Genomic DNA, 22887 nt, shown 5'->3' with positions numbered 1-22887 from the left:
GCCTCATCTGCGCGGCGATGCTCATCGGATCAGAGCCGGATTGATGTTGGAGCCGTGAATCATGGTGTGACAACTAATGCAGGACTGCACCTCAGCCGAGCCTGAACCCATGCCGTGAATCGTCCCTGACGCAACCGGGCTGTGGCACTGGTTACACATCTGGTTGATGTTGGGCACATTCAACAGCCTCGCATTCTGAGAGCCGTGAGGAGAATGGCAACTGAGGCAGCCTTCCGCCTTCACTGGCGCGTGCTCGAAGACAAATGGCCCACGGGTCTCAGTGTGGCACTTTGTGCAGACCATGTTCTGATCGGCGGTTGAACGCAGTTGAGTGCTATTGAAGGTGCCATGCGTGTCGTGGCAGTCGGTGCACTTCATCAGACCTTCATTGACCTTGTGATGGAAGGGCTGGCTAAACGCCGGCTTGATGTCGCTGTGGCAACTGAAGCAGAGCTGCGGCTGCGGGGCTTTGAGGAGGCTCGGGTTGTCTCCCGATATCGCGACAGTGGCCGCGTTCCACTGCACAGGATCGGTGATGGTCGGATCCGGCTTCATCAAATCGAAGAGGCGAGCGCTCATACGCGACTTCTTATCGAGCTTCGCGACGGGCGGCGCGGGAGCAGCTGTCGCGGATGGAGCGGCTGCGGCAATCAAGCCATGGACGCTGTGGCAACTTGTGCAGCTTACACCCGCCTTACCGTGGTCCGAGCGCAAGAAATTCGGATGAGCACTCGCGTGGCAGCCCAGGCAGGTCGCGTCCATCTGCCTCGCGGGCATCTTGCTGAGTTGCAGAATCTTGGTCGGGTCGCCACCTGACTCGACGTGTGCTCTTCCGCCGCCATGACAGCCTTCGCAAGTAACTCCTTTGCCACCGTGCTCGAGAGCCAGTTCCACGTGGGGGTTCGATGCGAACTTCTTCGAGAGGTCGGCATGGCATAGCTCGCAGGTTTCGGAGCCGACAAAGTCCGAGACCTTCATGATGTCGGTCTTGCTGCTCGTAATCGCCTGCGAGGCCGTCTGGGCGGTGCACGGCTGCGAGTAAATCCAGCAGCTTGATGCGAGCGACGCGAGGACCAGGAGAACACGCTTCATGGGAGTCGCCAATGGAAGTTACAAAAGCTCAATGCGCGTTGCGTTGAATGCTCTTTGCGTGATGCGAGCGAAATGCGAGGACGTGGTTAGATGAATCAAGTGCGAGTATCTGCGCGCAAGAACTAGATTGCTGAGCAATTGCGCTCACACCAAGCTGCGACCAGGCAAAGAGGAGCCCTGAACAGGAAGTTCCTAAGGGATCGCCGGATACCTTCGTGGTTGCTTCCGTTCAGTGATGAAGAGCCAGGAGAGGCCTTTCAGTTCCTCTTCGGGTGCCGCGGAAGATCCACGGGAAGCTGCATCTCGAATCACTCTATCCCGATGCTATGCCGGGAGTCAGGCGTTCCATACGCCGACGTTCGTGGTCCGATCACAAGTCACCGAGCTCGATCGACCATTGCGACAAGCTTGGCAAGTCGATAGGCAAGGCGTACACCGAAGAGGAGAAGTTGCGGATGCTGGAACAAGCGAAGATGGCTGAGTCTCCTCACATCCATCCTGCAATCATGCTCGCCCTGAATGCAGGAATTCGCGACGCCGAACCGAAGCAGCTCACTTGGGACCAGATCAATCTAAAGCGTGGCTACCTCCCAGTTGGAAAGAGCAAGACCGAGGCAGGCGAGGGGCGTACGACTCCGCTCAACTCCGCACTTGCCGAGACCATGAGCGAATGCGCAGACTGGTATCGCGACCGTTTCGCTTCGATCTAGCCCAGTGGTACGTCTTCCCATTTGACAAGCCGCCACCAAGCGACCCTTCAAGGCCTGTCACGACTCTGAAGACGGCCTGAAATGATGTGCGAAAGAAGGCCAAAGTCACGGGGCGTTGGCACGATCATCGCCACACGATGATTAATGACCTTACAGAGAGCGGCGCTGGGATCCGAGCATCATGGATATCGCCGGACGCGCCTCGAAGAACATGCTCAAGCACTACAGCCATATCCGAATGGAAGCGAAACGAGACGCGTTAGAATCTCTCGTCAAACGCACTGCGACGAACAAACTCTCCCCCGAGCGGCCGCCGCGATCTTGAAGATTCCTAGCGGTCATCGAAGGTCGCAACGTACTGATCCCGGAGATAGCTGCGGCAACACCGTATCCGAGAGAGTATCTTGCAGGTGTTGCCCGATCGCTTCTTGAGGATTCCAGGTTCTCGATGTGCTTACTGGGTTTGTCTTGGAAGATAGTAGGGCGCCTATATAAAGAGGAGCTTCAAGTCGATTGCGTACTACCGACAGCCGCTATATCGCCGCCTCGAAGGTCTCCGGTGGAAGTGAAACCCAGGTCTTCGATAGGAGCACACAGTCGTGGAGCAGTCTTGTCAGAAGCAGGGGGGCTCCCGCGATGGTCTCGCGACAGCAATTGGCTCTTCTATCTACAAGGGGACGACGAACCGGCGATCATGAAGGTTCGCATCAGCGACCACCGGATCGAAAGAGTAACTGATTTGTCACAGATCCGCATCACAGGAGGGTTGGCGGGAGTGCAGTTCTCGCTCTCGCCAGAAGATGCTCCGATCCTGTTGAGAGATACGGGAACACAGGAAATCTACTCCGTCACACTCAACTCGCAATGAGCCAAGTAAACGAGCATTAGTAGTTACAAAATGTTTCGTCAGTGAATCGCTCTTGTCACGGAAGTTATCGGAATTACGATTCAACATTTCTTGGCTGGAAACGCGCATTGGTCTGTTCTCAGAAGCTGAGATTGAAGCTAAGGAAAAGCCACTCATGACTTCGTAGCGAGATTAGCGGTCGGACGTGAGAAAGTGGGCTGCAGCGCGGTGAGCGATGGCCATGATCGTCAGGGCTGGGTTCGCTGCGAGCGCGCTTGGAAATATGGAGTTGTCGCAGATCCAAAGGTTAGGGATGTCATGGACCCGGCCGTACGGGTCGACGACCGAGTGGTCAGGATCGATACCCATTCGGCAGGTACCGATCGTGTGGGCGGAGCGCTCGTAGGTCCAGATGTCGTTGGCGCCAGCAGCTTGCCAAGCGGCAGTTAGCAGCTTCGAGGCGTGGGCGGTCATGGCTTGCTCTTGCTTGCCATAGCTGAAGTGAATGCGAGGCTTGGGCATGCCCCGGATATCGAGCTCGCCGGAGAGTTCGAGGAAATTCCGCGCGGAGGGGAGGCAGTCGCCGTTGATGCCGATTCCAGCGAGGTGGTTATAGTGGTCGAGATACGTGGTGAGGTCGGTGCCGAAGAGACCTCGACCGCGGGCGACCTGGGTCGCAAAGGTGACGGGAACGACGCCGAGGGATTGGACGAGGTAGCCGCCGGCGAAGTCCGCGCCCAATGGACGCAGGGTATCTTCGGAGATGACTGTGGCGGGGAAACCTTTGTTCATGCGAATAGGTTGCGAGAAGGTGCCCCAGACCTGTGTGGCCACGTGCGCCATGTAGTTACGGCCTACCTGGCCGCTGGCGTTGGCGAGGTTGTTGTGGAGCAGGAGGCGTGGGGTCTCGATGGCTCCGGCGCAGAGGAATACGGCTTTGCAGCACTGGCGGCGATCGATGCCTACAGCTTCGTCGCGATAGATGACGGCCTTGATGTCGCCCTGAGTATTGCGCTCGAACCCAGTGACGAAACTTTGAGGGCGGATCTCAGCGCCGCTGCGGACGGCCCATGGCAAGTAAGTAACGTCCATGCTGGCCTTCGCACCGTTGCGGCAGCCCTGGTGGCAGAAGCCTCGATTGACGCAGGCGGGGCGGTGGCCGTACTCGGTCTGGGCGTAGTCCTCGCTGAGGGCCGCGATGGGAGCGGCACTGGTGCGGAGGCCAAGTGCGTTGAAGCCGCGCTGCATAAGCTGACCGGGAGCATTTATCGGGACGGGGCCAGTCGGGAAATGCCGTGCGGGGTCCCAAGGGTAGTTGGCGGGGCCGCTTACTCCGAGGAAGCGCTCAACGGCTTCGTAGTGCGGAAGGAGGTCATCGTAGCTCAGGGGCCAGTCAGCACCAACAGCAAAATCCGTTTCAATGTGGAAATCGCGTGGGTCAGCGCGGGGAACGAATGCTCCCCAGTGGAGAGTGCTGCCGCCGACGCCGGTGCCGGAGTTATTGGCACCAAAGGCCTCTGGGGTATCGCCTGCTGAGAGTCGTTCGTCGAGCCAGTAAAGCTTGGCAGCGGCGAGCTCGTCGGTGGCGAATTCGTCCATGGGAGACTGCCACCATGGGCCAGCTTCCAATGCGACGACCTTGAGGCCGGCGGCGGCGAGTTTGGCAAGGATCGGTGCGCCGCCAGCTCCGGTCCCAATGACAACAGCGTCGACGGTTTCGTCATCGGAAAACGTTCGCATGGTTCGGCGAAGGCGGGCGAGTTCGTTCATTGTGCAAACCCAGTTAGTTCTTCAGAAGTTTCGTGCTGTTCTTCGAGGCGGATTTGGGTGAAGCCGCTGGGATCGTCGGCAAAGCCGGTGAAGCCGATGCGATCAAGGGTGCGTGGATCCGAGATATAGAGGCGAGTTAACTCGGCACGGACGTCTTCGAACCACTTCTGCATCTGCGAAGCCGAGAATGCATCGGCTGATTCACCGAGGTGAAGGATGCCGAGAGGTCCGCGACCTAGGTTGCCTTGCTGGGCAGCTACTAGGAGAGCGCGGCGGAGACTAGGGCTGAGGGCGAGGAAGCTTACTCCGTGAGTACGATGGGCGGCTGCATCGAGTGAAGAGAAGCCCTGACGCCACGCGGCGACATCGTCGGGTAGATTGTTGAAACGCCAGCCGTCGGCCCGGGGTTGGGCTAGAGTTTGGTCGAGGCGGGCGGCGATGTTGGGGGACGCATGGGGAATGACGGTGTCAATGAGAGCCCGAAGGGTGCGGAGTTCGGTTTCGCTGAATGTACGGGGAGCAACGAACGGCTCGGGGAGACGCGCGAGAAGCACGGCGCGCGTTTGGGGCGACGTTCGTTGGGAGTCGATTACTTGCTGAAATTTTTGGCTGAAGGGCTCCGCGGGAGGTCTCGGGACGAGACCAAGGGATTGGGCGAAGGACAGGAAATGCTCAGCCAGTTCGGTCGGACGTTCGATCGGCCCGAGATGTCCGCAGGCTTCGAGGGCAATGAGTTCGCCGTGGCTGAAGTGCGTCAGGGTGTGTTCGCGCTGAGCGTCGGGTCCGAGTGCGGCGTCCTCTGTACCGGCAAAGATGATCGTGGGGATGGGCAGGATACCCACACGTTTAGACCAATCTTCTTTGCTCCCGGCTGAATGGCCATTGATATCGATGAGCCACGCAGCAAAGGCTTGGCGGCTCATGCGGAGGACATCATCTTCGGTACGGACATTGGTTGCGGGTTCGATTGGCAGCTTCCCCACGTTACCGGCGACGTACGAGGCGGCGCGCTTGCGATCTTCATCCGCGTCGCCTGTGCTTCGGCCTAGGGAGTCCAGCATCTCTTTGCGCTTGGAGCCCTTCATTGGTTCGGGGCCGGGGGGCGACGGAGAAACCAGGATGAGGCCGGTTGGCATTGAAATTGTTGAAGAGTCGTCGAGCAGCGATCGGGTGAGGACTGTCGCGACTTTGCCACCCATCGAGTGGCCGCCGAGAAGCCATCCAGTGCAGAACTGAGTGGGGTCGAGTGCGCAGAGGGTGGCGAGAACATCGTCTGCCATGGACTGAACGCTATAGTTCGAATTGTCGACGGAGTCTCCAAAGCCGGGGAGATCGATAGCGAGCGAGCGCATTCCACGTTCGGCAAGGATGGAGGTAAGTCCAGTCCAGGTTCGCGCGCTCCCCCCGAGCCAGTGCAATAGGACAATCGTCGGGCCGTAGGAGCCATAAGTGCGATAGGACAACATCAAGGTTAGGATGCAAATGAAGCGTATCGAGGCGGATGAGAAAAAGCGGTTTCGAGGGGACGGCGTAGGACGCTTCTGTTCGATGAATGGTCTGTAATTCGACGAAGACGGGAATTTCTTATCGTAAGACAAGATCGTAACCGGTAACCAGCCCCTTCAGGTGACAAGGCCAAATCAGGGTGCGAAGCAAACGATTTGGGACAGATGGAGAACCAACAGCAGCAGCGACTCGTGCAATGGGCCAGGAGATCGCTAGGAACTATGCGTTGCGGGCTTCCAAGGCGAGCGGTTTCCAGCAGGCTCAACAAGGTATTTTTGGGTAAACGCGCTTCCCGTCAGGAGATGCTTCTGGATTGATGCCAAATGGCCTGTGCGCTCTTCCAGCCGACCAACCCTGAGCTCTTAGCAGGTGCATAGAGTGTTGGGCATGTTTGCGGCAGAGGAGGCCGCCACTATGCCCAAGAAGACCAGAAAGCATGTCGTGCAGAAGACGGTTCTTCGCCTGCCAGACCTCGATCACGCGAAGACCTCAGTATTGAACAGCTTGAGTTCCCCGCTTTCGCGGCGCAACTACAAGTTTGCGATGGAGCAGTTCATCGACTGGTACCGTTCGGAGCCGAGACTGGCCCTAAACCGGACAGTCTTTCTCCGCTTCCGCCTACACCTCGAATCGCTCGGATTGGCCTCAGGCACGATCAATCAGAGGCTCGCCGCGGTCAGGGGGCTAGCCTACGAAGCGGCAGATTCGGGTCTGCTGAGTCCGGAACTTGCTGCTAGCATCAGGCGAGTTAAGGAGTGAAGCAACTCGGCTGCCGAGCAGGTAAGTGGCTCAACCAGGATCAAGCTCGGTTGCTGCTTGAGAAAGCAAATGGGCAAAGCTTAAGCCATCTCCGTGACGTCGCTATGATATGGATCCTGCTCGGCTGCGGTCTGCGCCGAGCCGAGCTGTCGACCTTGCGGAGAGCAGACATCCAGATTCGACAAGGCCATTGGGCCATTGTTGATCTGGTCGGCAAGGGCAATCACGTTCAGACCGTACCTATGCCAATGTGGGTGAAGGAAGCCGTGGACAGGTGGCTTAGCGCTGCATCAGTTGCGTCGGGTTACGTGTTCAGAGCAGTCAGCCGTCACGGAACCGCCTTGGGAACCGGCATTTCCGAGAACGTGGTCTGGTATGTCGTCCGGAGCTGTGCCCGACGCCTGTAGCTCGACCACCTTGCGCCTCATGATCTTCGGCGCTCCTGCGCAAAGCTCTGTCATGTGAGTGGCGGCGAACTGGAGCAAATACAGTTTCTGCTCGGGCACGCCTTCGTTTTTACAACCGAGCGTTGCCCGTCAACGGCCGCTTTGGCAGCCTGTTCTCGGAAGGTGTCGATTCACGATAAGGCCTGTTGGCGCTAAATAAGATCGGCTGCTCTGCTTAGGCCGCTCTGTACGGGGCCGAACCGGGGATGTCACCTTTTGAAAGCCAGCTACGGAAAAGCCTAAGCTTGCTCGGTCAATTCAATAAAGTGCATACCTTGAGCCAGAACTCGGATTGAGGCCTCTAGGTACGAGATCGTGTGGTCTGGGACTTCGTTCAGACGCCTCCTTGACGCTGCCAAAAGGTCAATGTGGTCTCATAACCCATCGCTCAGTATTCGAACACTCAGTTGCCGAAATAGCGCAGAAAGGCCAAAGCCGGGGACGAAGATAGAGGAAGCGCTTGGCTCTTCAGTGCGATTGTTGTAAGGTCGCGGACCTTGTTCGTGGAACAGGAAACATGGATGCTGTAATCTGCTGGATCTGTGGGAGCGAACGGAGGCTTTTGAAGCGTGGATCGTATTGGATGTATGTCATCTTGATGTCATGCATCTCATAAGCCCTGGAGATGTGCTCCACTGCCTGATCTTGCCGCTTCAAGAGGGCGTAAACCGCTGATACGTCATACGCTGGGAAACACTCGTTTCCTGCGTCTGCTTCGATCTCCTGCAGAATTTCACTGGCTCGATCCGAGTCGCCTAAGCCGGCGTGCCCGTAGGCTATGAGTGCTTTCAACAATGCAGAGTCAGTGGAGACTTCAAGTCCTCGCTCGAAGGACCGGATCGCTTGCTCCCAATTCCCGCGTTCCGCGTGCGTTCTGCCGAGCAGAGCGTGCCCCATAGAGAATTGCGGCCGAAGCTCGATGGCGCGATTGATGAAAGCGATCGAGTTGTCATAATCGCCCGCGTAAAAGTAGGAAAATGAAACCTGTGAGTTGACGATGTCGGAGAGCGGATCGAGCCGATGCGCATGCAACGAGAGGCGGATCGCCTCGTCATGCCGTCCTAGATTGATCATCAGGCTCGCATATAGCTGAAACGTTCGCGAATTAACCAATCCGGTTTCAACGATACTTTGACAAAGCCGCTCGGCAGCCGCCCACTCCCACGCACAGTTCGCCCGAAAGTTGATCTCCGCGTTGCGCACGTTGATCGAGTGAGGGTCGAGCGCAAGTGCCGAGTCGACCGCGCGCTTCGCGGATTCCATCGCTTGACGAGCCGGCATCAGGTGGTTGTACGAGAGGGAGACGTAGGTATCGGCAAGGCCGGCGTAGGCATCGGCATACGTTGGGTCAAGAAGGAGCGCTTCCTGGTAGTAACCAACCGCTTTGAGCAGGTCCACTCGAGTGCGCTGCTTCCAAAAGTAGAGTCCCATCATGCTGGCGTGGTATGCCGGTCCCGGATCCTCGCTGCGAGGGTATTCTGCTGAAAAAGTGGATAGCTTTGGCTTGCCTGGCGTAAGAGCAGAATCGACTTGCGGAGCACCATGACCCGAGCAACGGCTGGCCCACCAGCTTTCCAGCTCGTGCCGATAGGCATAAACGCTGCCTAATTTGATGTGATGATGACGCTTGACGGGTAGCCCTTCACTCTTCTCCCAAAGCTGAACCGTGCGAACTTCGCGTCGAAAGAAAGCCGCGATCTCCTTCCAGGAGTCGAGTCGCTCCGTGCTCCGTTCAGACATCGATCTCGGCGTCTTGTCGTTGAGTGATGTGTCCATCATGGGAAGACTCCAAGGGAAGCAGACACTGATGCCACCTATTCCTAGCCTGCAAACTGGAAAGTTCTCGGGGCAAGATCAGTGGAGACGCGGGAAGCGCTTGATACGGGTGTAACATCGTCATCTTCCAAGGTCAAGAACCCTTCTTGCTTTGGGCGGAGCGCGTCGACCGCGGTCAAATCGGAGTTCATTTCGCACCTTTTCGCTTTCCCGCCGCTACTCAGGGTGCGAGAGTAGGGGCACGAGCCTACGCAGCGGTGCGAATCAAGCTTCGATGCGACAAATCTCTCGACTCGAAGGGCATCGAGTAGGAAAGCGATGAAAGGCCGGCAGTCACGAAAAGGAAGGAATTTTGGTTATGGAAGACAACTTCGGGACAGCTCCAGAAGGCTTTGTCGGGAGTGCTCAGTACATCAAGGCACCGAAGCGAAGCGCGTCCGGCGACACCGGCGACGTAGCGGATCTCGTATCTACAATTCTCGATTCGGTGCGGAGACGCGGGGACGAGGCCGTCCGCGAGTTTTCGCAGCGCTTCGATAAGATCAGCCTCGACCAGTTCGAGGTTTCGCAGGCCGACCGTGAGTCCGCTGTCGCGCAGATGGACCCGCAGACGAGAGCGGATACCGAGTTTGCGATCGATAACGTCCGTCGCTTTGCCGAGGCGCAATACGAGACCATTCTTCCGCTCGAAGTTGAAACCTTGCCGGGGCTGCATCTGGGACATCGCGTCATTGCAATCGAGCGGGTCGGCGCGTATGTTCCCGGCGGGCGCTATCCGCTGCTATCCGCGCCGATTATGACCATCGTTCCAGGCAAGGTTGCAGGTTGTGATGAGGTAGTCGCTTGCCTTCCTCCAAATGCGCATCCAGCCATGATCGCCGGCTGCCATCTATCGGGCGCTGACCGAATCTTTCGCATAGGCGGCGCACAGGCTATCGCGGCCATGGCATTCGGGACAGAGAGCGTGCCTCGGGTGCATAAGATCGTGGGCCCCGGAAATGCATTCGTCAACGAAGCGAAACGGCAGGTCTTCGGCGCGGTGGGGATCGATCAATTAGCGGGCCCATCCGAGATCTTCGTCGTAGCCGACGCGACCGGCGACGCCGAACTCATCGCGACCGACCTGCTTGCACAGGCAGAGCATGACGTGCGCACGCGCGTAGGCCTGATTACGACCGACCGGCGACTGGCAGAGGAGACTGTGAAGGAAGTGGCCCGGCAGTTAGGCTCACTCTCAACTGCCGCAACTGCGGGCGAAAGCTGGGCGAACTACGGCGAGGTTGTACTCTGTGCCGATGAAGCTGCGATGATCCGCTACTCGGACCATGTGGCAGCGGAACACCTGGAGGTGCATACCTCCGACCCACACGCGTTTGCCGCAAAGTTACGCAACTACGGCTCGCTTTTCATCGGTCAGAACGCCAGCGTCGTGTACTCCGACAAATGTGTCGGCACCAACCACACGCTGCCGACGCTCGGTGCCGGACGTTACACGGGCGGCCTTTGGGTGGGCTCGTATGTAAAGATCGCCACGCATCAGTGGCTGGAGGATAGCGCGATCGATCTCGTGGCGCCTGCAGCGACGCGCCAAAGTGCAAGTGAGGGTCTTGAAGGGCATCGGCGCGCGGCAGCGATCCGCTTTGATCGCAGGCATTCGCTGGGTCAATCCGGCAAGTAACGACGACATCGAGGAGAGAGTGTGAGCGAAGAACAGAGCAGGCTTCTCAAGGTAAACCGTTCGGAAGCACCGAAGCCCGCGCAGAACAACACACAGGCAGGTGCCTCCGAGGTGTTGCAGGTCGAACGTCGCGATTTCACCGAGTTAGTGCCTACCGATCGATCCCGCGTACAAAGCATGCGTGGTTTCGACGACTGCTATACAGACATAGTCGATTACATCGTGCGTTGTACCCATAAGATCTGGGACGAGCGGGATGTCGGTCTGATCTACACGCATTACACGCACAACTGTGTGCTGTATGGAGTGCTCGGAACCATGTACGATCGCGAGTCGGTCGTCCGTGAGACCGTGCAGCGCATCGTTGAATTTCCTGACCGGCGCGGTATGGCCATTGGCGTCATCTGGCGTGGCGATGATGTGAATGGCTTTTATACCTCGCACATGACGCATGGAACCGGACGCCATACGGAGTATGGTTCCCTGGGCAGACCCACCGGCCGCCCCTATGTCACGCGGACGCTGGTCGATTGCATGATCCTCAACAACAGGATCTACCGTGAGTGGGTCGTCCGCGACAACATGGCGTTTCTGCGGCAGCTTCGTATCGACCCGCACGAGTATGCGATGACGCTGGCTCGACAGAAGCTCGAACGTGGTGAAGCTGTTGTCGAGACTGCGGAAAACCGTCGTCTTCTCGGGCAGTACCCGCCGGAAACGGAACCAGACCTGACGCTTGCGCATAACGAGAGCGAGACTCTGGTGCTTCGCTGGCTGCACCACATCTACAACAAGCGAATGTTCGGCAAGATTCACGAGATCTATGCGTCAAACTGCGTTTGGCATGGACCACTCATGCGCGATCTTAACGGCATCGCCGCCGTGATGCAGCAAACGATGCGCTTGGTCGCGCTGATGCCCGATTGCGCTTTCGTCCCGCAGCACATCTGTTCCAACGTGAGCGAAGAAGGCGGCGAGAAGATCGCCATCCGCTGGATTCTGGAAGGTCATCATCTGGGCTATAGCTCCGGCGCACTTGGAGCTCCGACCGGACACAAACTCGTTGTCATGGGCATCACGCATCTACACCTTCGCGATGGCAAGATCGTCGAGGAATGGGTGCTATACGATGAGCTCTCCATGTTGGTTCAGGTGAAGCTCGCCGCGCTGCAGCAGGTAGCCTAATTTGCTAACCCGGGCCATCCAAAACGGCGACGACGTGAGCGTCCCTTCCGGGATGCAGCTCAGCCTGGCGCGGAGAGTGTGTGCCTTCGGGTTCTTGCTGTGTGCGGAGTTCTTCTATAGCTGGGCATGGAACACGGTCGATATTCTCCGACCGTACCTGCGCGAAAGCCTCAGGCTGACTCTCACCCAGGCCGGGTCTGCTTACTCGGCCCAAGGAGCGGGCGCGCTCGCCGGCGCAATTCTCATCGGCCAGCTTGCAGACCGGCTAGGACGCAGGAACATGCTGGTGGCCGTAATGCTTGGATACGGCAGTCTACTGCTCGCTGGTGTCTTCGTCTCCAGTTACCTGGAACTTCTATTGCAGCGGTTCTGCCTTGGGATATTCCTCGGAGGCAGCTTTCCGGTCGTAGTGGGAATTTACGTTGGACTCTTTGAACCCGAAGTGCGCGGCCGGCTCGCAAGTATGGTGAGCGCAGTCTTCAGCGCATCGATCATCACCCAGGGCTACGCCTTCGGGCATCTCGCTGGTCACGATTGGCGACTGCTGCTCTGGCTCGGCGGCGCTCCGCCTATCCTGCTGGCGTTTGTCGCCTATGCGGTCGTGCCGTCCGGGGTCCGGCAAACTACGGCACCAGGCAAGCAGCGTCTGCCAATGAGCGAGTTGTTTGCTCCTTCTCTGCGGCGGCAGACGCTCTTACTCGCGTTGTTGACGGGACTCAATTTCTTCGCCTACCAGGCGTTCAGCGGATGGCTCACCACGTATTTAAAAGACAACCGCCACTTGGCATCCCCGGCGATCGGCCAACTTGTCTCCGGGCAGTTTGCTGGAAACCTTCTGGGGTGCTTCTTCTGGGGCTGGATAGGAGACCGTTTCGGTCGGCGGGCAGGTGCTGTGGGTTTCTTCGTGGCAGCGGCAGCCGTAATGGTCTTCCTCGGCGTGCCGGCCGAACCTCCCGTACTCATTGCGGTCGGCTCCCTTTACGGGTTTTGCCTTTCAGCGAGCGTCGTATGGGGACCATGGCTAGCGGAGCTTTATCCCGAACACCTGCGCTCCACCGCCGCTTCGATCTTCAACTGGGGACGATTAATCAGCTTCTTTGCGCCGTTGATCACAGGCGCGATGGCCGGAGCATTTGGCTTGCGGTTTAGTATGCTTTCGTCCAGCCTCGCGTTCTGTGCTGCGGGTGGAATCTGGCTGAGCCTGCCTGAAACGCTCCGCCGGAAAAGTCACTGATCCAGCTTTCCTAAGCCTACGACGCAAATACGACCTCTTTGGCCCTTGAATATCAGCCTCGGCAACCGTGATTACGACGCAGCGAATATGAAGCATTGACAATGCTGGGGCGAACAATTGTTTTCACTTTTGAGTAGGTGATCTACTCGATTCTTTGTCCCGGCGGATAAGAAGAGCTAGAAATATTTAAGGGCCTGCAGAGGGCCAATCTCGTTAGCAATGAATCTACATTGGCGATAAATCGCCAATGTACTCCTCGACAACCGATCACGATCCCAATTCAGTTCATCCTGGTCGGACTTCTGCTCGATGGAGATCCGGATCGCGTAGCACAAAAGATGTATTTGCACACTACATTCATGAAAGATTGGTCCAGACGGCGAGATCTGGCGCGAAGCAGGGATACTTGCTGGACTTCTGGCCCGATTGCAGAGCTACGGAAAAGGCGAACAACGGAAGACACTCAACGACGCCCTTATCTATCTCACTGCTGCGAAGCATGGATGCACGGTGCTCTCCCGGAAAATCGGGAATTTTGACTTGCTCAACCAGTTGTATCCGAGCGGACAGGCTGTCTTTACGACATTCCAGCGTAGACAGTCCGCGTTGGAATCACGGCTTTGACTGGACTGAAACGAAGGCGACAGTGAAAAGTCTTCTCAAGCGGCCTATTCGGCCTCAGTGTTACGAATGAACTAACTGCGGACGAGCGAAGTGCGGGATCTCCCTGCGCAGGTGTTGAATTTCCAGCCTGGCGTAATCGATAGATTGAACTTCGACGAGGTTCGGCCCGAGAAACACGCCTCCGCGATTGGGATGCATGGTAGTTCCTTTCTGCTAAAAGAGCAGGTATCCCTGCCCGCGACGTCTTCCGGCAGGCCGCGTAGCTGCAGGCTGAGCGCAAGGACTTCGCGCGACTCCGATTCATCGAAGTCCACAGCCCTGCGCTCGCGCGCGATCACAGCATCGTAGATCTCCCGCTCGCTCTTGCCGTGAGATAGGCTCCGGTCCCTGCGGATAGAGCGCTGNTGGCTTCGTTCGTCCACCCTGCGACTTGTGGCTGCTGCTTTCTGCGGGCAGCCAGGAGAGCGGCGAGCGCAGCCCTCGCATCGTAATCATCCATTACAGGAAGAGGTGGCCGGGCGCGGATAAGTGCACTGAGCATCCCGTAGTGTTTGTTCTCGTCGGCAATCACCGCTTTGGACGAAATTCTGACGCCGGAGCGACATAGGTCACCCTCGCGCGGCTCGCCTGTTGAGTTTCCTAGCGCATCTTCGCCTTATGGACCACAACGAAGACGAGAGCTACCAAAATAGTCGATAGGCAAACGGCCATCAGCACATGATCGCCTGTCATCTTTGCACCTCGTCTTCCACCGTCACCATATCTATTTTGTGAAGGTGGTTACTGCCGATTCACTGCTCTCGAGCGGCATGGGAAAAGCGTGACGGCGATTGAAGCCGGCCCCTGACGCGGGTTTGAAACTGACCTCCTGCGAGGTATCAGCGCGTGCCAATCATGTATCCCAGCACCATTCCGATCGAGAACGTAGCAATACCTTCCAGGGCTCCGAAGGTGGCCAATTTCGAGTCCGGATCTCCACCATGGGCGGATGGTCATGAGCGATCTTGCTGCTCCGATGGCAAAGTGAGCGGAAAGAGAAACGACGGCAGCGATAGCTATCGCCCAGATTCCAGATATAAACAAGAACGGAATCATGGGTACAAAGGCACCGATCGCCGTTGCCGCGAAGCCGGTGAGAGGTTCCGAATTACCGGAGCCTCTCCGGCTTGGAGCAGCAGCGTATAGCTGAAGGCGTCGGTAGGTGTAGTAGGTTCGACCTTGAGCCTTGTGGCCGTGACGGGCTTGATGCGGTTGTAATGGTTCCGCAGGGTGAGTGCGAGCTGCGGTGCAGGCGTGGTGGGAAATGTATAGACGACCCGGTCGTCACGCAATGCGTTTCCGTTGCTGAGGGCGTGGGTCCAGTCTTTGCTGAAGAGCTCGCCGGGTTGATGGAACTGGCCCGCGCTCGTGAAGGCAATGGGGAGCGTGAAGCGGTTGTCTCCCGTGGGCTGGTCGGTGGTCTGCTCGCCCTAATAGCGGAAGGCGGTCGTGAGAAAGGCGGCATGGGGCTTCTGCCCAGGGTTGCGCAGCGTGACGCGGACATAGTCGATGATCTGACCACTCGGAGCGGAGGCGGCGAAGAGCGTTACCGCGTAATCGATGCCGAGGTGCAAGACGGTGTAAGAGAGGACCGGAAGGCAGCCTTCTTCGAGCGTACGCACACGCGCGGCGACGGGCGTCTGGTCCGGCCCGACGAAGAACATCAACTCTCCGAAGCCGGTATAGAGGAAGCCTTCAGGTGTCACCTCGCTGCCCGAAATGGCGTTCATCACGCCTAGTTCGTCCGTGGACTTGCTGAAGTAAGAGAAAGGGCCACGCGGTCTATCTCGGGTGAGACCATCTGACCGACAGACACGGCGGAAGAGAAGGGCAGCGCGAGAGAGAAAGACAATACGAGCGACGACGCGAACGACAAGGCCGATCGAAACATGCCTTCAGTGTGAAGGAAGTCGAACCGAAGGCAAAGTGAAATGTAGCGGTAGCATTCTGCACCGATGTGTTGTGCAGCCGCAGGAGAGTCTGGTCTCCGCAGAGCTGAATTACATCAACGGGTTCTTCCCGCTTTACGCTCTATGCCCAACATCAGTTCGGAGCGGCGGTGGGGAGCGCTGCGATCCGTGTGCCGCAGTTCGCTTGTTGCACACACGAACCGATTGCCTGGGCCGCGAACCACTGCTGGGTGTCGAGGTTATAGTGGACCAATCCATCGCCACCGCCCAGCACGCCGCCACTGAAGATGGTGCTGCTGGTCTGCGAGACGTCGATGACGGAGTAGTCCGATGGATCTCCTGACGCCAGATTTGCGAAGACGCTCTGCATCTGGGTGAGGGCGGAAGAGCCGTAGGCGGTCGAGAGCGGCTTTGCAAATTGAATTGGGAAGTGGCTGCCGAGGGCGGAGTAGAAGCCGCCCATCAGATTGCTGTAGTTCGTGGGTGCGTCCGAGATCGAGACAGAGTTTGAGTTCCCTGCTTCTGCCTCCCACTGGTTCCACTGGAGCCCAAGGACACGGGGTGTCTTGCCGCTTGCAAGGATCTTCTGGAGCGCGAGCCATGTGATCTGGCGAGCAAAAGGAGCGAGGGCATACGAAGGCGTCGAGGTCGCGGCAAGTCCCGGCTGCCAGAGATTGACGCCGTGCGTCGTCCACGCGGCTGATGCGGTTGTGGTGTCCGCAGCATCCACACCCTGGCTGGGCCATGCGATATGCACGATGTAGAGGTCGGGCAACTGCCAGCCCGCATTGATAAGGCCCTGCCACTGATATGCAGCAAAGTTGGCGGCATCACCTCCCGGGCCGGCGTTGTTGTTGAAGCCGAGATTCATGTCGGGGCCGGATGCGGTCATCGCGTAGTTGGACCACTGCACCGAGTTGATTGACGAGATCGCTCCGGTGAAGGGAGTTGTCCCGTTGGTGTTCCCAGGCAGAAAGTTCCAGCCCCCATTTGTGACTCCCCAAACGTTCGGAGACGACGGCGAGATGAACCTGGAGGGCAGAGTGTTATAACCGACGGCGTTGCTCTGTCCCATGAAGAACAGCACCGCAACCTCGCCGGTGGCGAAGTTCGTAGGCAGGAACTGTGAGGGAACAGATGCGGCCGATAATCTGTCGCTTGCGCCGCCGTATGCGATGCGATACCAGGTTGAAGAGTTGGTGTAGTCGGGAAGCTGCCAGACGTCGCCGTTGGAGTCTGTGCCCACTACCTGCCCGTCGGCGACCGCGATGTTCGCCAGTTGAGCCGTGGTTTTGACCCAGGGCAGGCCGTAGTAACTTCCCTGTGCGGAGGAGGATGGTACGGACCAGTTGCTGCAATAGACGTACTTATCGGAGTTGACCTGGCAGACAACCCCGCGACCATCGACAGCGACCTGCTGGACGCCGGCGGCGACCATCGTGGAAGTTGCCGACAGGTTGCGGTAGTCCTTGACCTGGATCAGGTTTGCGCTCGTGTCGATGGCCCAGAACTGGGTGCCTGTCGAGACCGAGATCTGGCGAAGATTGGTCGCTCCCGTGTCAACCCACGAGATAGATTGAAAGCCGTTTGCGTCGGGCTGGCTGAGCAGCGGGTTCGGCGAAGCGCTGCAATAGACATGCTGATTGCTGTTGATCTGGCAGAGCAGATTATGCCCTGCCGAGATCTGGGTGACTCCCGAAGCGACCATCGTCCAGGACGTTCCGGACTTGAAGTTGGGCAGGAACCAGAGAACGCCAGAGGCGTCGAGACCCCAGACTTGATCGTCGCTTACAGCGATCGAGGCAAGACTCTTGTTCAAATTGACCCATGTGAGGTCATGGTAGCCGTTCGCATCCGCTGGCGCTGGCGTCTGGTCGGAGCAATAGCTGGCGCTTCCGTTCGCCTGGCAGACGGTGGAGTGTACTGCTGTAGCAGTCGAGGCAGGCGGCGGCGGTGCAGCGTTCACCACGACGATCTGGCCCACTGCAGGAGCGGCAGTGTAGGATGCGTTGCCGGCCTGGTTCGCGACGACACCACAGTTGCCCACGTTGAGGAAGGTGACTGTGGTGCCCGAGATGCTGCAGTTGCCGTTCGGCACAACTGTGAACTTTACTGGTAGACCGGAGGTTGCCGTGGCGCTGACGGTAAGCGTGGTGCCAACGGCCTGGGCGGGAATCGCACCGAAGCTGATGGTCTGCGATTGTTGCGGTATCACGAGCGTCATCGTTGCCGTTGCCGAGAGGTTTCCGGAGACGCCGGTGATGGTCACCGGGTAGCTACCGCTGGTCGCACCTGAGGGGACGTAGACGACAAGAATCGAGGACGTGGAGCTGGAAGACAGGAAGGTGTAGTTGATTCCTGCGGGAATTCCTGTCTCCGAGAGCGTGACCGTACCGCTGAATCCATTATTCGGTGTGATCGCAATCGTGTCCGTGCCGCCATTCCCCGCCACAAGCGTCAAGGTTGGAGAGGCGGGTGCGAGGGTAAAGGACTGGGCGGCGGCAAGCGACGGGCGGCCTGCAAGGATTGCGACCGTGAAGGCAACGGCAAGTAACAGGCGCTGCGGCTTTAGGAACTCAGTGATTCTTAGACGAAGATAATTCTGCTCTATCGGCATTTTCGTGTAGTTTCCTTCTTCCGGCCTGGAACCGGTGCGTGGGGAGTGAATTGTTCAGCGAATCAGGGAGCAGTGGGGCAGGAGATTCACCCGGTCCGCAAGCGTCTGCGGACCGGGTGAACGTTGTTGAAGCGCGCTAGGAGACAGTCAACGCAATGGTGGTGCTTGCGTTGGTACTCCCCGAGCTACCGGTGATGGTGAGGTTATAGGTTCCCGGTGCGGTGGATGACTGCAGGTAGATGACGAACGTTGTTCCGGCACTCGAGGTTTGAACAAACGCATAGCTCGCGCCCACTGGGCCTCCGGAGACGGTGTAGTTCAGCGTTCCGCTGAAGTTGCCGACCGGGGTGACCGTGATTGCCATCGTTGTCCCGTTGCTACGGGCCAGGGCGAGCGTGGGAGACGCGGGGGTGAGTGTGAAGGCCGCGTTTCCAACCACTACGATCTGACCCACTGGCGAAGCGGCGGTGTACGAGGCGTTTCCAGCCTGGTTGGCCACGACACCGCAGTTACCGGCGTTGAGCATGGTCACCACGTTGCCGGAGACACTGCAGTTGCCGTTCTGGATCACCGTGAAGGCAACAGGCAGGCCGGAGCTCGCGGTTGCGTTGACGCTGATCTTGCTTCCCACAGTCTGGGACGGGATCGCGCCAAAGGTGATCGTCTGCGACTGCTGCGTAGCCGTCACCGTGAAGCTTTGGCTGACGGATGTCGCTGCAGAGTAGACCGAATTGCCAGCCTGCGAAGCCACGATGGTGCAGGTCCCTGCCGCAAGCGTGGAGGCGCTGCTGCCGGAGACCGTGCAGACCGTCGGTGTAGAAGAGGCGTAGCTCACCGGCAGGCCGGAGCTTGCAGTGGCACCCAGAGCGACCGTGGAGCCGGTGGTCTGCGAAGCCACCGCCGGGAACGTGATGGTCTGCGTTCCGGTGATCACGAGTGAGACGTTCGTAGAGGCAGTGGAGGCTCCTCCGACGCCGGTGATGACGACCGGATAGGTGCCGGGGGTTGCACTGCTGTTGACGTAAACCACCAGGTTCGTCGCTCCGGCAGTCGGGTTGTTGGGATAGAAACTCGCACTTACATTTGCGGGTATTCCAGTCTGCGACAAAGTGACGGTTCCCGTAAACCCAGTGCCCGGAACGACGTTGACTGGTACAGCCACTCCGTTGCCCTGTGCGAGCGTTACTGTGGAAGAGCCTGCCGTGACACCGAATGTCGCAGCCGCAGGAACGTTCCAGGTGAAGGAGGTAGAAGGATTGCCGGGACCGCTTGCGGTCACCGTCACGTTGTAGGTGGTGGTCGTGGAAGCCGTCAACGTCCCACTGATAACACCGGTGGTGCTGTTGATGCTGAGGCCCGGCGGCAGGTTCGTGGCGCTGAATGTATAGGTGTTGCTTGTGGTGCTGGTAAAGGTCAGCGGAAGATTGATCGTCGTTCCGGCAACGTTGGTCTGGGGGCCAGGGTTGGTGAACGAGCCGATCGCGTAGCCAAGGACGCGTACTTCCGCAAGCTGTAGCGCGTTCACGTTATCGTTCAGTTGAACGCGAACGTAGCGGCCCTGGGCCTGCATGGGAATCTGCGGGATCAGGCCCGCAGCACCGGAGATGAAGAACTCCTGCACGCCTGGCTGACTTCTCGTGGCTGTAAGGCTGGTGCTCGCGAACGGCGTCTGCGAGACGAAGACAGAGACGTTCGTGAGACGGTTGCCACAGCAGTCCCAGCGATTGAAGAGCTGGATGAGGCTGATCTGCGCGGAGGTGCCAAGATCGACCTGCCACCAGTCGTTGGTCCCCAGATTGTCCTGAGAGACATACATCTGGTTCTGGTCGTAGTAGCCCATCGTGCTTCCATCGATGGCTGCGGCTGCCATGTGATTGCTGTCGTAGGCCGGCGATGCGGTAGCGGTACCGGCCAACGCCAGATTGGTGACAACATCGTCAGGCGAGGCAGGATTCGCGTCGTCTGAGTCAAGGAGTCCATCGCTGTCCATGTCGATGCCGATACGGACGGCACTCTCGGCGGGAACCGCGGTGAAGGTGATCGTAGAGTTGCTGGCAATCGCCGAGTTGAGAGTGGCGCTGGAGTCGACCTCAGCCAAAGCATCCGACTGCCACATATTGTTGCCGAGGTACATGTAGCCGCGAACCGGCGAGCCGACAGGGCCGCCCTTGGCGATGAGTCCGATCGCTCCCTGTCCAGCCAATGTTTGCAGTTGTGACAGTAGGCCTGTGCTGTCCGTTGGATTCGACGGTGACAGCGTTACTTGTTTGCCGACGGCTGCATGGGCGTTGTTGCTCCAGTTAGTCGCATTCAGGCCAGCGGGCTCGTAGGGGTACCCGCCGTTCATCGACATCATGAAGGCATACATGTTGGCGTCGCGGGACTGGTTCTGCGACGAATCAAACTCTCCCGTCTGCTGAAAGCCAAAGCCTACGGTGCTTGCCGATGGATCGCCAAACCAGAGGCCCATGCGCTTGTAAAAGTTCTCCCAGTTGGGAGGATTGCGCACACCGACTCCGAAGGGCAGGTTGGTGCTGATGAAGGCCGCGCCCCGGTTGGTCTCGCCTACGTGGCAACTGCGGCAGTTACTCTCAAACTCCTGGGCCCCGAGAACGGCGTTGCCCGTGGTATAAACCGTGCCGTTCGGCCCGGGCATATTCACGGAAGTCGAGTAGGAGTTGTCGAGATTGCGGTACGGATTCGGAGGCAGCGTGATGGTCCCCAGGAACGCCCGCAACAGAGCCATGTTGGCATCGGTCTGCGGCGCATCGGCTCCCTGCAGGGTTTGGAAGGCGTCCTCGAAGTCGGTCAACTGTCGGTCACCGCGCCAATGCAGAAAGGGTGCCTGCATCATGTCGACAAAGGTCATCGTGAGCAAAGGTCCCTTCATGGGATGGAAGCTGACGCCTTGCGAATTGGTGACGACGCTCCCGGCGGGATTGCCTAGGTCCCACGCCAGCCTGTCGGTGCGTCCATCCACGTGGCATGAAGCGCAGGCGAGCTGCCCAAGGCCCGAGTTGAGGTGGGTGTCGTAGAGGAACGGCCGGCCAATCTTGATCGCATTGGGCGTGGGATCGTAGTGCAGCGGTGTCACTGTGGTCTGCGTCAAAGAGTTCGTATTCAACGTGGAGATGGTCGCGTCGAAGCGGTTCAAAACGAACGCTCGGTTGTTCGCCTGATCAAGCACAATGCCCGTCGGTCCCTGGCCTACATTGATGAGGCCCTGGCGAGCCCCGGTGGGTCCCATAACGATGACGTTGTTCGACCCCATTCCGGTGACGAAGGCGAGCGTACCGGCGGCGTTCCATGCGATGCCGCGTGGATCGCCGATGGAAATTTGTCGCTGCGCAACGGGCACATTGCGGGCCTGATAGGTGATGTGCGGGTTGAGGTCGAAGATCGTGTTCGTGCCGCCAGGCGCGAAGGACGCGCCTTCTACGTGAACGAATGTCCCCTGCAAGTTTGGCTCATAGCGGATCTGGTTGGTTGAATCTGTGCCGACAACCGTTACATTTCCAGTGGCTGGATTGACGCCGATGGACATCACCATATTCATCAAGCTCGACTGATAAGAGAGGGCGTAGTTGTTCCCCGTGTCGATGATCGCTACGTCGCGATCCGGCATGTCCCATCCGGCAACACGATCGCCGGGGGTACCGGTGCGGGCGCTGGCACCCGTAATAAACGCGGTCCAGTCCCCCATGTTGTCATCGAAGTAGCGGGCCAGTCCGCTGACGGTGGTCTTCTTTACGATCAGGCCGACCGGGATGGGGGCCGGATTGGACGGGTTCACGGCAGGAACAAAGTTCTTGCCGCTGTTCGGAGGCGGGTTTACCCCGCTGTAGGGTCCGCTGGGATCATCGACGCCTGAGTGCTCGTTTCCATTGTTCACGCCGCCCGGAATCAGAGTTGTGCCGTTTCCGGATTCAAAGATCGCCAAGTAGACGTAGCGCCCATTGCTGCTCGTCGCCAGCGCTCTCGGCTGCTCGCCCGTGATGGGTATGATCTGGATCGGAGTCGTGGGCCCAAGCGCGTTGAAGACCATGAGCTGCTTCGATTGCGCGCAGGAGACAAACGCAGAACCTTGTGAAACTCCCGCGAACACAACGTCAGCGGGCTCATCGCCTGTCTGAAGCGTCTTCGTCACGATCCCATTCTGCAAGTCGACAATACTGACGCTGTCGGAGATCACGTTGACGACCCAGGCCTCCGAGTTCGTCCGCGCACGCACCGTTACGGGATCGATACCAACCGGAATGCTGCGAACAAACACCGGCGCTGACGCGGTGTTCGAGGTGTTGTACACCTCCAGGCTGTTGTTCGCTGTGTTCACTGCAAGAAGCTTGCTTCCGTCTGGAGTGAGATCGAGCGGATGCACCTGTGGAGACTCGAAGTTAACAAAACTATTGTTGCGCAGATAGCTCTGAACCTGGGCTACGCCCGAGGTGGTGCCAGGCAACATCGAAGAGAGCAAGAAGGACCACAGAGCAAGGGCTCGCACGTTCAAGGAAGAACTCCATAGGGGCTGGTTTGTATTGTTGGCTCTCGGAAGGGCGACTGGAGAATGACCTCAGCGTACAAGAGCGAACCCGATTCCTTGGTGAAAATGACATCAATGCACGGTACAGTGGTGTCGCAAAAATTGATTACTTTACCGGTTAAGGCTTTCACAAAGCCTGGTAACCAACCCCGAA

Annotated in this window: 16 protein-coding genes; 7 read left to right on the top strand and 9 right to left on the bottom strand. The window is 58.4% G+C overall.

Features of this window, described 5'->3' with window-relative positions; translation table 11 throughout:
* Positions 1-21: 21 nt before the first annotated feature.
* On the bottom strand, positions 22-1092 hold the full coding sequence (locus OHL18_RS09315; RefSeq protein WP_263374528.1) for a DmsE family decaheme c-type cytochrome: 1071 nt from the start codon (positions 1090-1092) through the stop codon (positions 22-24).
* Positions 1093-1418: 326 nt separating this feature from the next.
* Here OHL18_RS09315 and OHL18_RS09310 point away from each other — a divergent pair, with 326 nt between their 5' ends.
* Positions 1419-1802, top strand: coding sequence for a tyrosine-type recombinase/integrase (locus tag OHL18_RS09310; RefSeq protein ID WP_263374625.1), 384 nt, complete (start codon positions 1419-1421; stop codon positions 1800-1802).
* Between the two features lie 694 nt (positions 1803-2496).
* Complete coding sequence (locus tag OHL18_RS09305; protein ID WP_263374527.1) at positions 2497-2670, top strand: hypothetical protein; 174 nt, start codon at positions 2497-2499, stop codon at positions 2668-2670.
* Positions 2671-2841: 171 nt separating this feature from the next.
* On the opposite strand, the gene OHL18_RS09300 is transcribed toward OHL18_RS09305, so the two are convergent.
* On the bottom strand, positions 2842-4389 hold the full coding sequence (locus OHL18_RS09300; RefSeq protein WP_263374526.1) for a GMC family oxidoreductase: 1548 nt from the start codon (positions 4387-4389) through the stop codon (positions 2842-2844).
* A gap of 26 nt (positions 4390-4415) precedes the next feature.
* Positions 4416-5885, bottom strand: a complete 1470-nt coding sequence (locus tag OHL18_RS09295) for an alpha/beta hydrolase (protein WP_263374525.1) — start codon at positions 5883-5885, stop codon at positions 4416-4418.
* Between the two features lie 454 nt (positions 5886-6339).
* Here OHL18_RS09295 and OHL18_RS09290 point away from each other — a divergent pair, with 454 nt between their 5' ends.
* Together OHL18_RS09290 and OHL18_RS09285 are read left to right on the top strand one after the other, a co-directional pair.
* The gene (locus OHL18_RS09290) at positions 6340-6684 is read left to right on the top strand and encodes a hypothetical protein (RefSeq protein ID WP_263374524.1); all 345 of its coding nucleotides are present in this window, start codon (positions 6340-6342) and stop codon (positions 6682-6684) included.
* Positions 6681-7091: a tyrosine-type recombinase/integrase gene (locus OHL18_RS09285; protein ID WP_263374523.1), complete on the top strand. Its 411-nt coding sequence runs from the start codon at positions 6681-6683 to the stop codon at positions 7089-7091. The genes OHL18_RS09290 and OHL18_RS09285 overlap by 4 nt, the downstream gene beginning before the upstream one ends.
* Before the next feature lie 507 nt (positions 7092-7598).
* Here OHL18_RS09285 and OHL18_RS09280 read toward each other — a convergent pair.
* On the bottom strand, positions 7599-8909 hold the full coding sequence (locus OHL18_RS09280; RefSeq protein ID WP_263374522.1) for a tetratricopeptide repeat protein: 1311 nt from the start codon (positions 8907-8909) through the stop codon (positions 7599-7601).
* Between the two features lie 355 nt (positions 8910-9264).
* On the opposite strand from OHL18_RS09280, the gene hisD reads away from it, so the two are divergent.
* From hisD to OHL18_RS09265, 3 genes are read left to right on the top strand one after another with little or no spacing between them, the layout of a single operon-like run.
* Positions 9265-10584, top strand: a complete 1320-nt coding sequence (gene hisD, locus OHL18_RS09275) for a histidinol dehydrogenase (protein WP_263374521.1) — start codon at positions 9265-9267, stop codon at positions 10582-10584.
* A gap of 21 nt (positions 10585-10605) precedes the next feature.
* Positions 10606-11769: a nuclear transport factor 2 family protein gene (locus OHL18_RS09270; RefSeq protein ID WP_263374520.1), complete on the top strand. Its 1164-nt coding sequence runs from the start codon at positions 10606-10608 to the stop codon at positions 11767-11769.
* Positions 11770-11803: 34 nt separating this feature from the next.
* Entirely contained in the window at positions 11804-13003 is a 1200-nt protein-coding gene (locus tag OHL18_RS09265) for an MFS transporter (protein WP_263374519.1), read from the top strand.
* Between the two features lie 1404 nt (positions 13004-14407).
* On the opposite strand, the gene OHL18_RS09260 is transcribed toward OHL18_RS09265, so the two are convergent.
* The 5 genes from OHL18_RS09260 to OHL18_RS09240 form a co-directional block, all read right to left on the bottom strand.
* Positions 14408-14722, bottom strand: coding sequence for a VIT1/CCC1 transporter family protein (locus OHL18_RS09260; protein ID WP_263374518.1), 315 nt, complete (start codon positions 14720-14722; stop codon positions 14408-14410).
* Entirely contained in the window at positions 14719-14958 is a 240-nt protein-coding gene (locus OHL18_RS09255) for a hypothetical protein (protein ID WP_263374517.1), read from the bottom strand. Before OHL18_RS09255 ends, OHL18_RS09260 begins: the two co-directional genes overlap by 4 nt.
* 138 nt (positions 14959-15096) lie before the next feature.
* Positions 15097-15396 (bottom strand): hypothetical protein, encoded by a 300-nt coding sequence (locus OHL18_RS09250; protein WP_263374516.1) that lies wholly within the window; start codon positions 15394-15396, stop codon positions 15097-15099.
* Between the two features lie 313 nt (positions 15397-15709).
* Positions 15710-18193 carry a tectonin domain-containing protein gene (locus OHL18_RS09245; RefSeq protein WP_263374515.1) on the bottom strand — a complete coding sequence of 828 codons (2484 nt, stop codon included), beginning with the start codon at positions 18191-18193 and terminating at the stop codon, positions 15710-15712.
* A gap of 136 nt (positions 18194-18329) precedes the next feature.
* Positions 18330-22694 (bottom strand): galactose-binding domain-containing protein, encoded by a 4365-nt coding sequence (locus tag OHL18_RS09240; RefSeq protein ID WP_263374624.1) that lies wholly within the window; start codon positions 22692-22694, stop codon positions 18330-18332.
* Between the last annotated feature and the right edge of the window lie 193 nt (positions 22695-22887).

The sequence above is a fragment of the Granulicella aggregans genome (assembly GCF_025685565.1).
Classification (GTDB): Bacteria; Acidobacteriota; Terriglobia; order Terriglobales; family Acidobacteriaceae; genus Edaphobacter; species Edaphobacter aggregans_B.
Note: the sequence above shows the minus strand (reverse complement) of the source record. Positions and strands in the feature narration are given on the sequence as shown.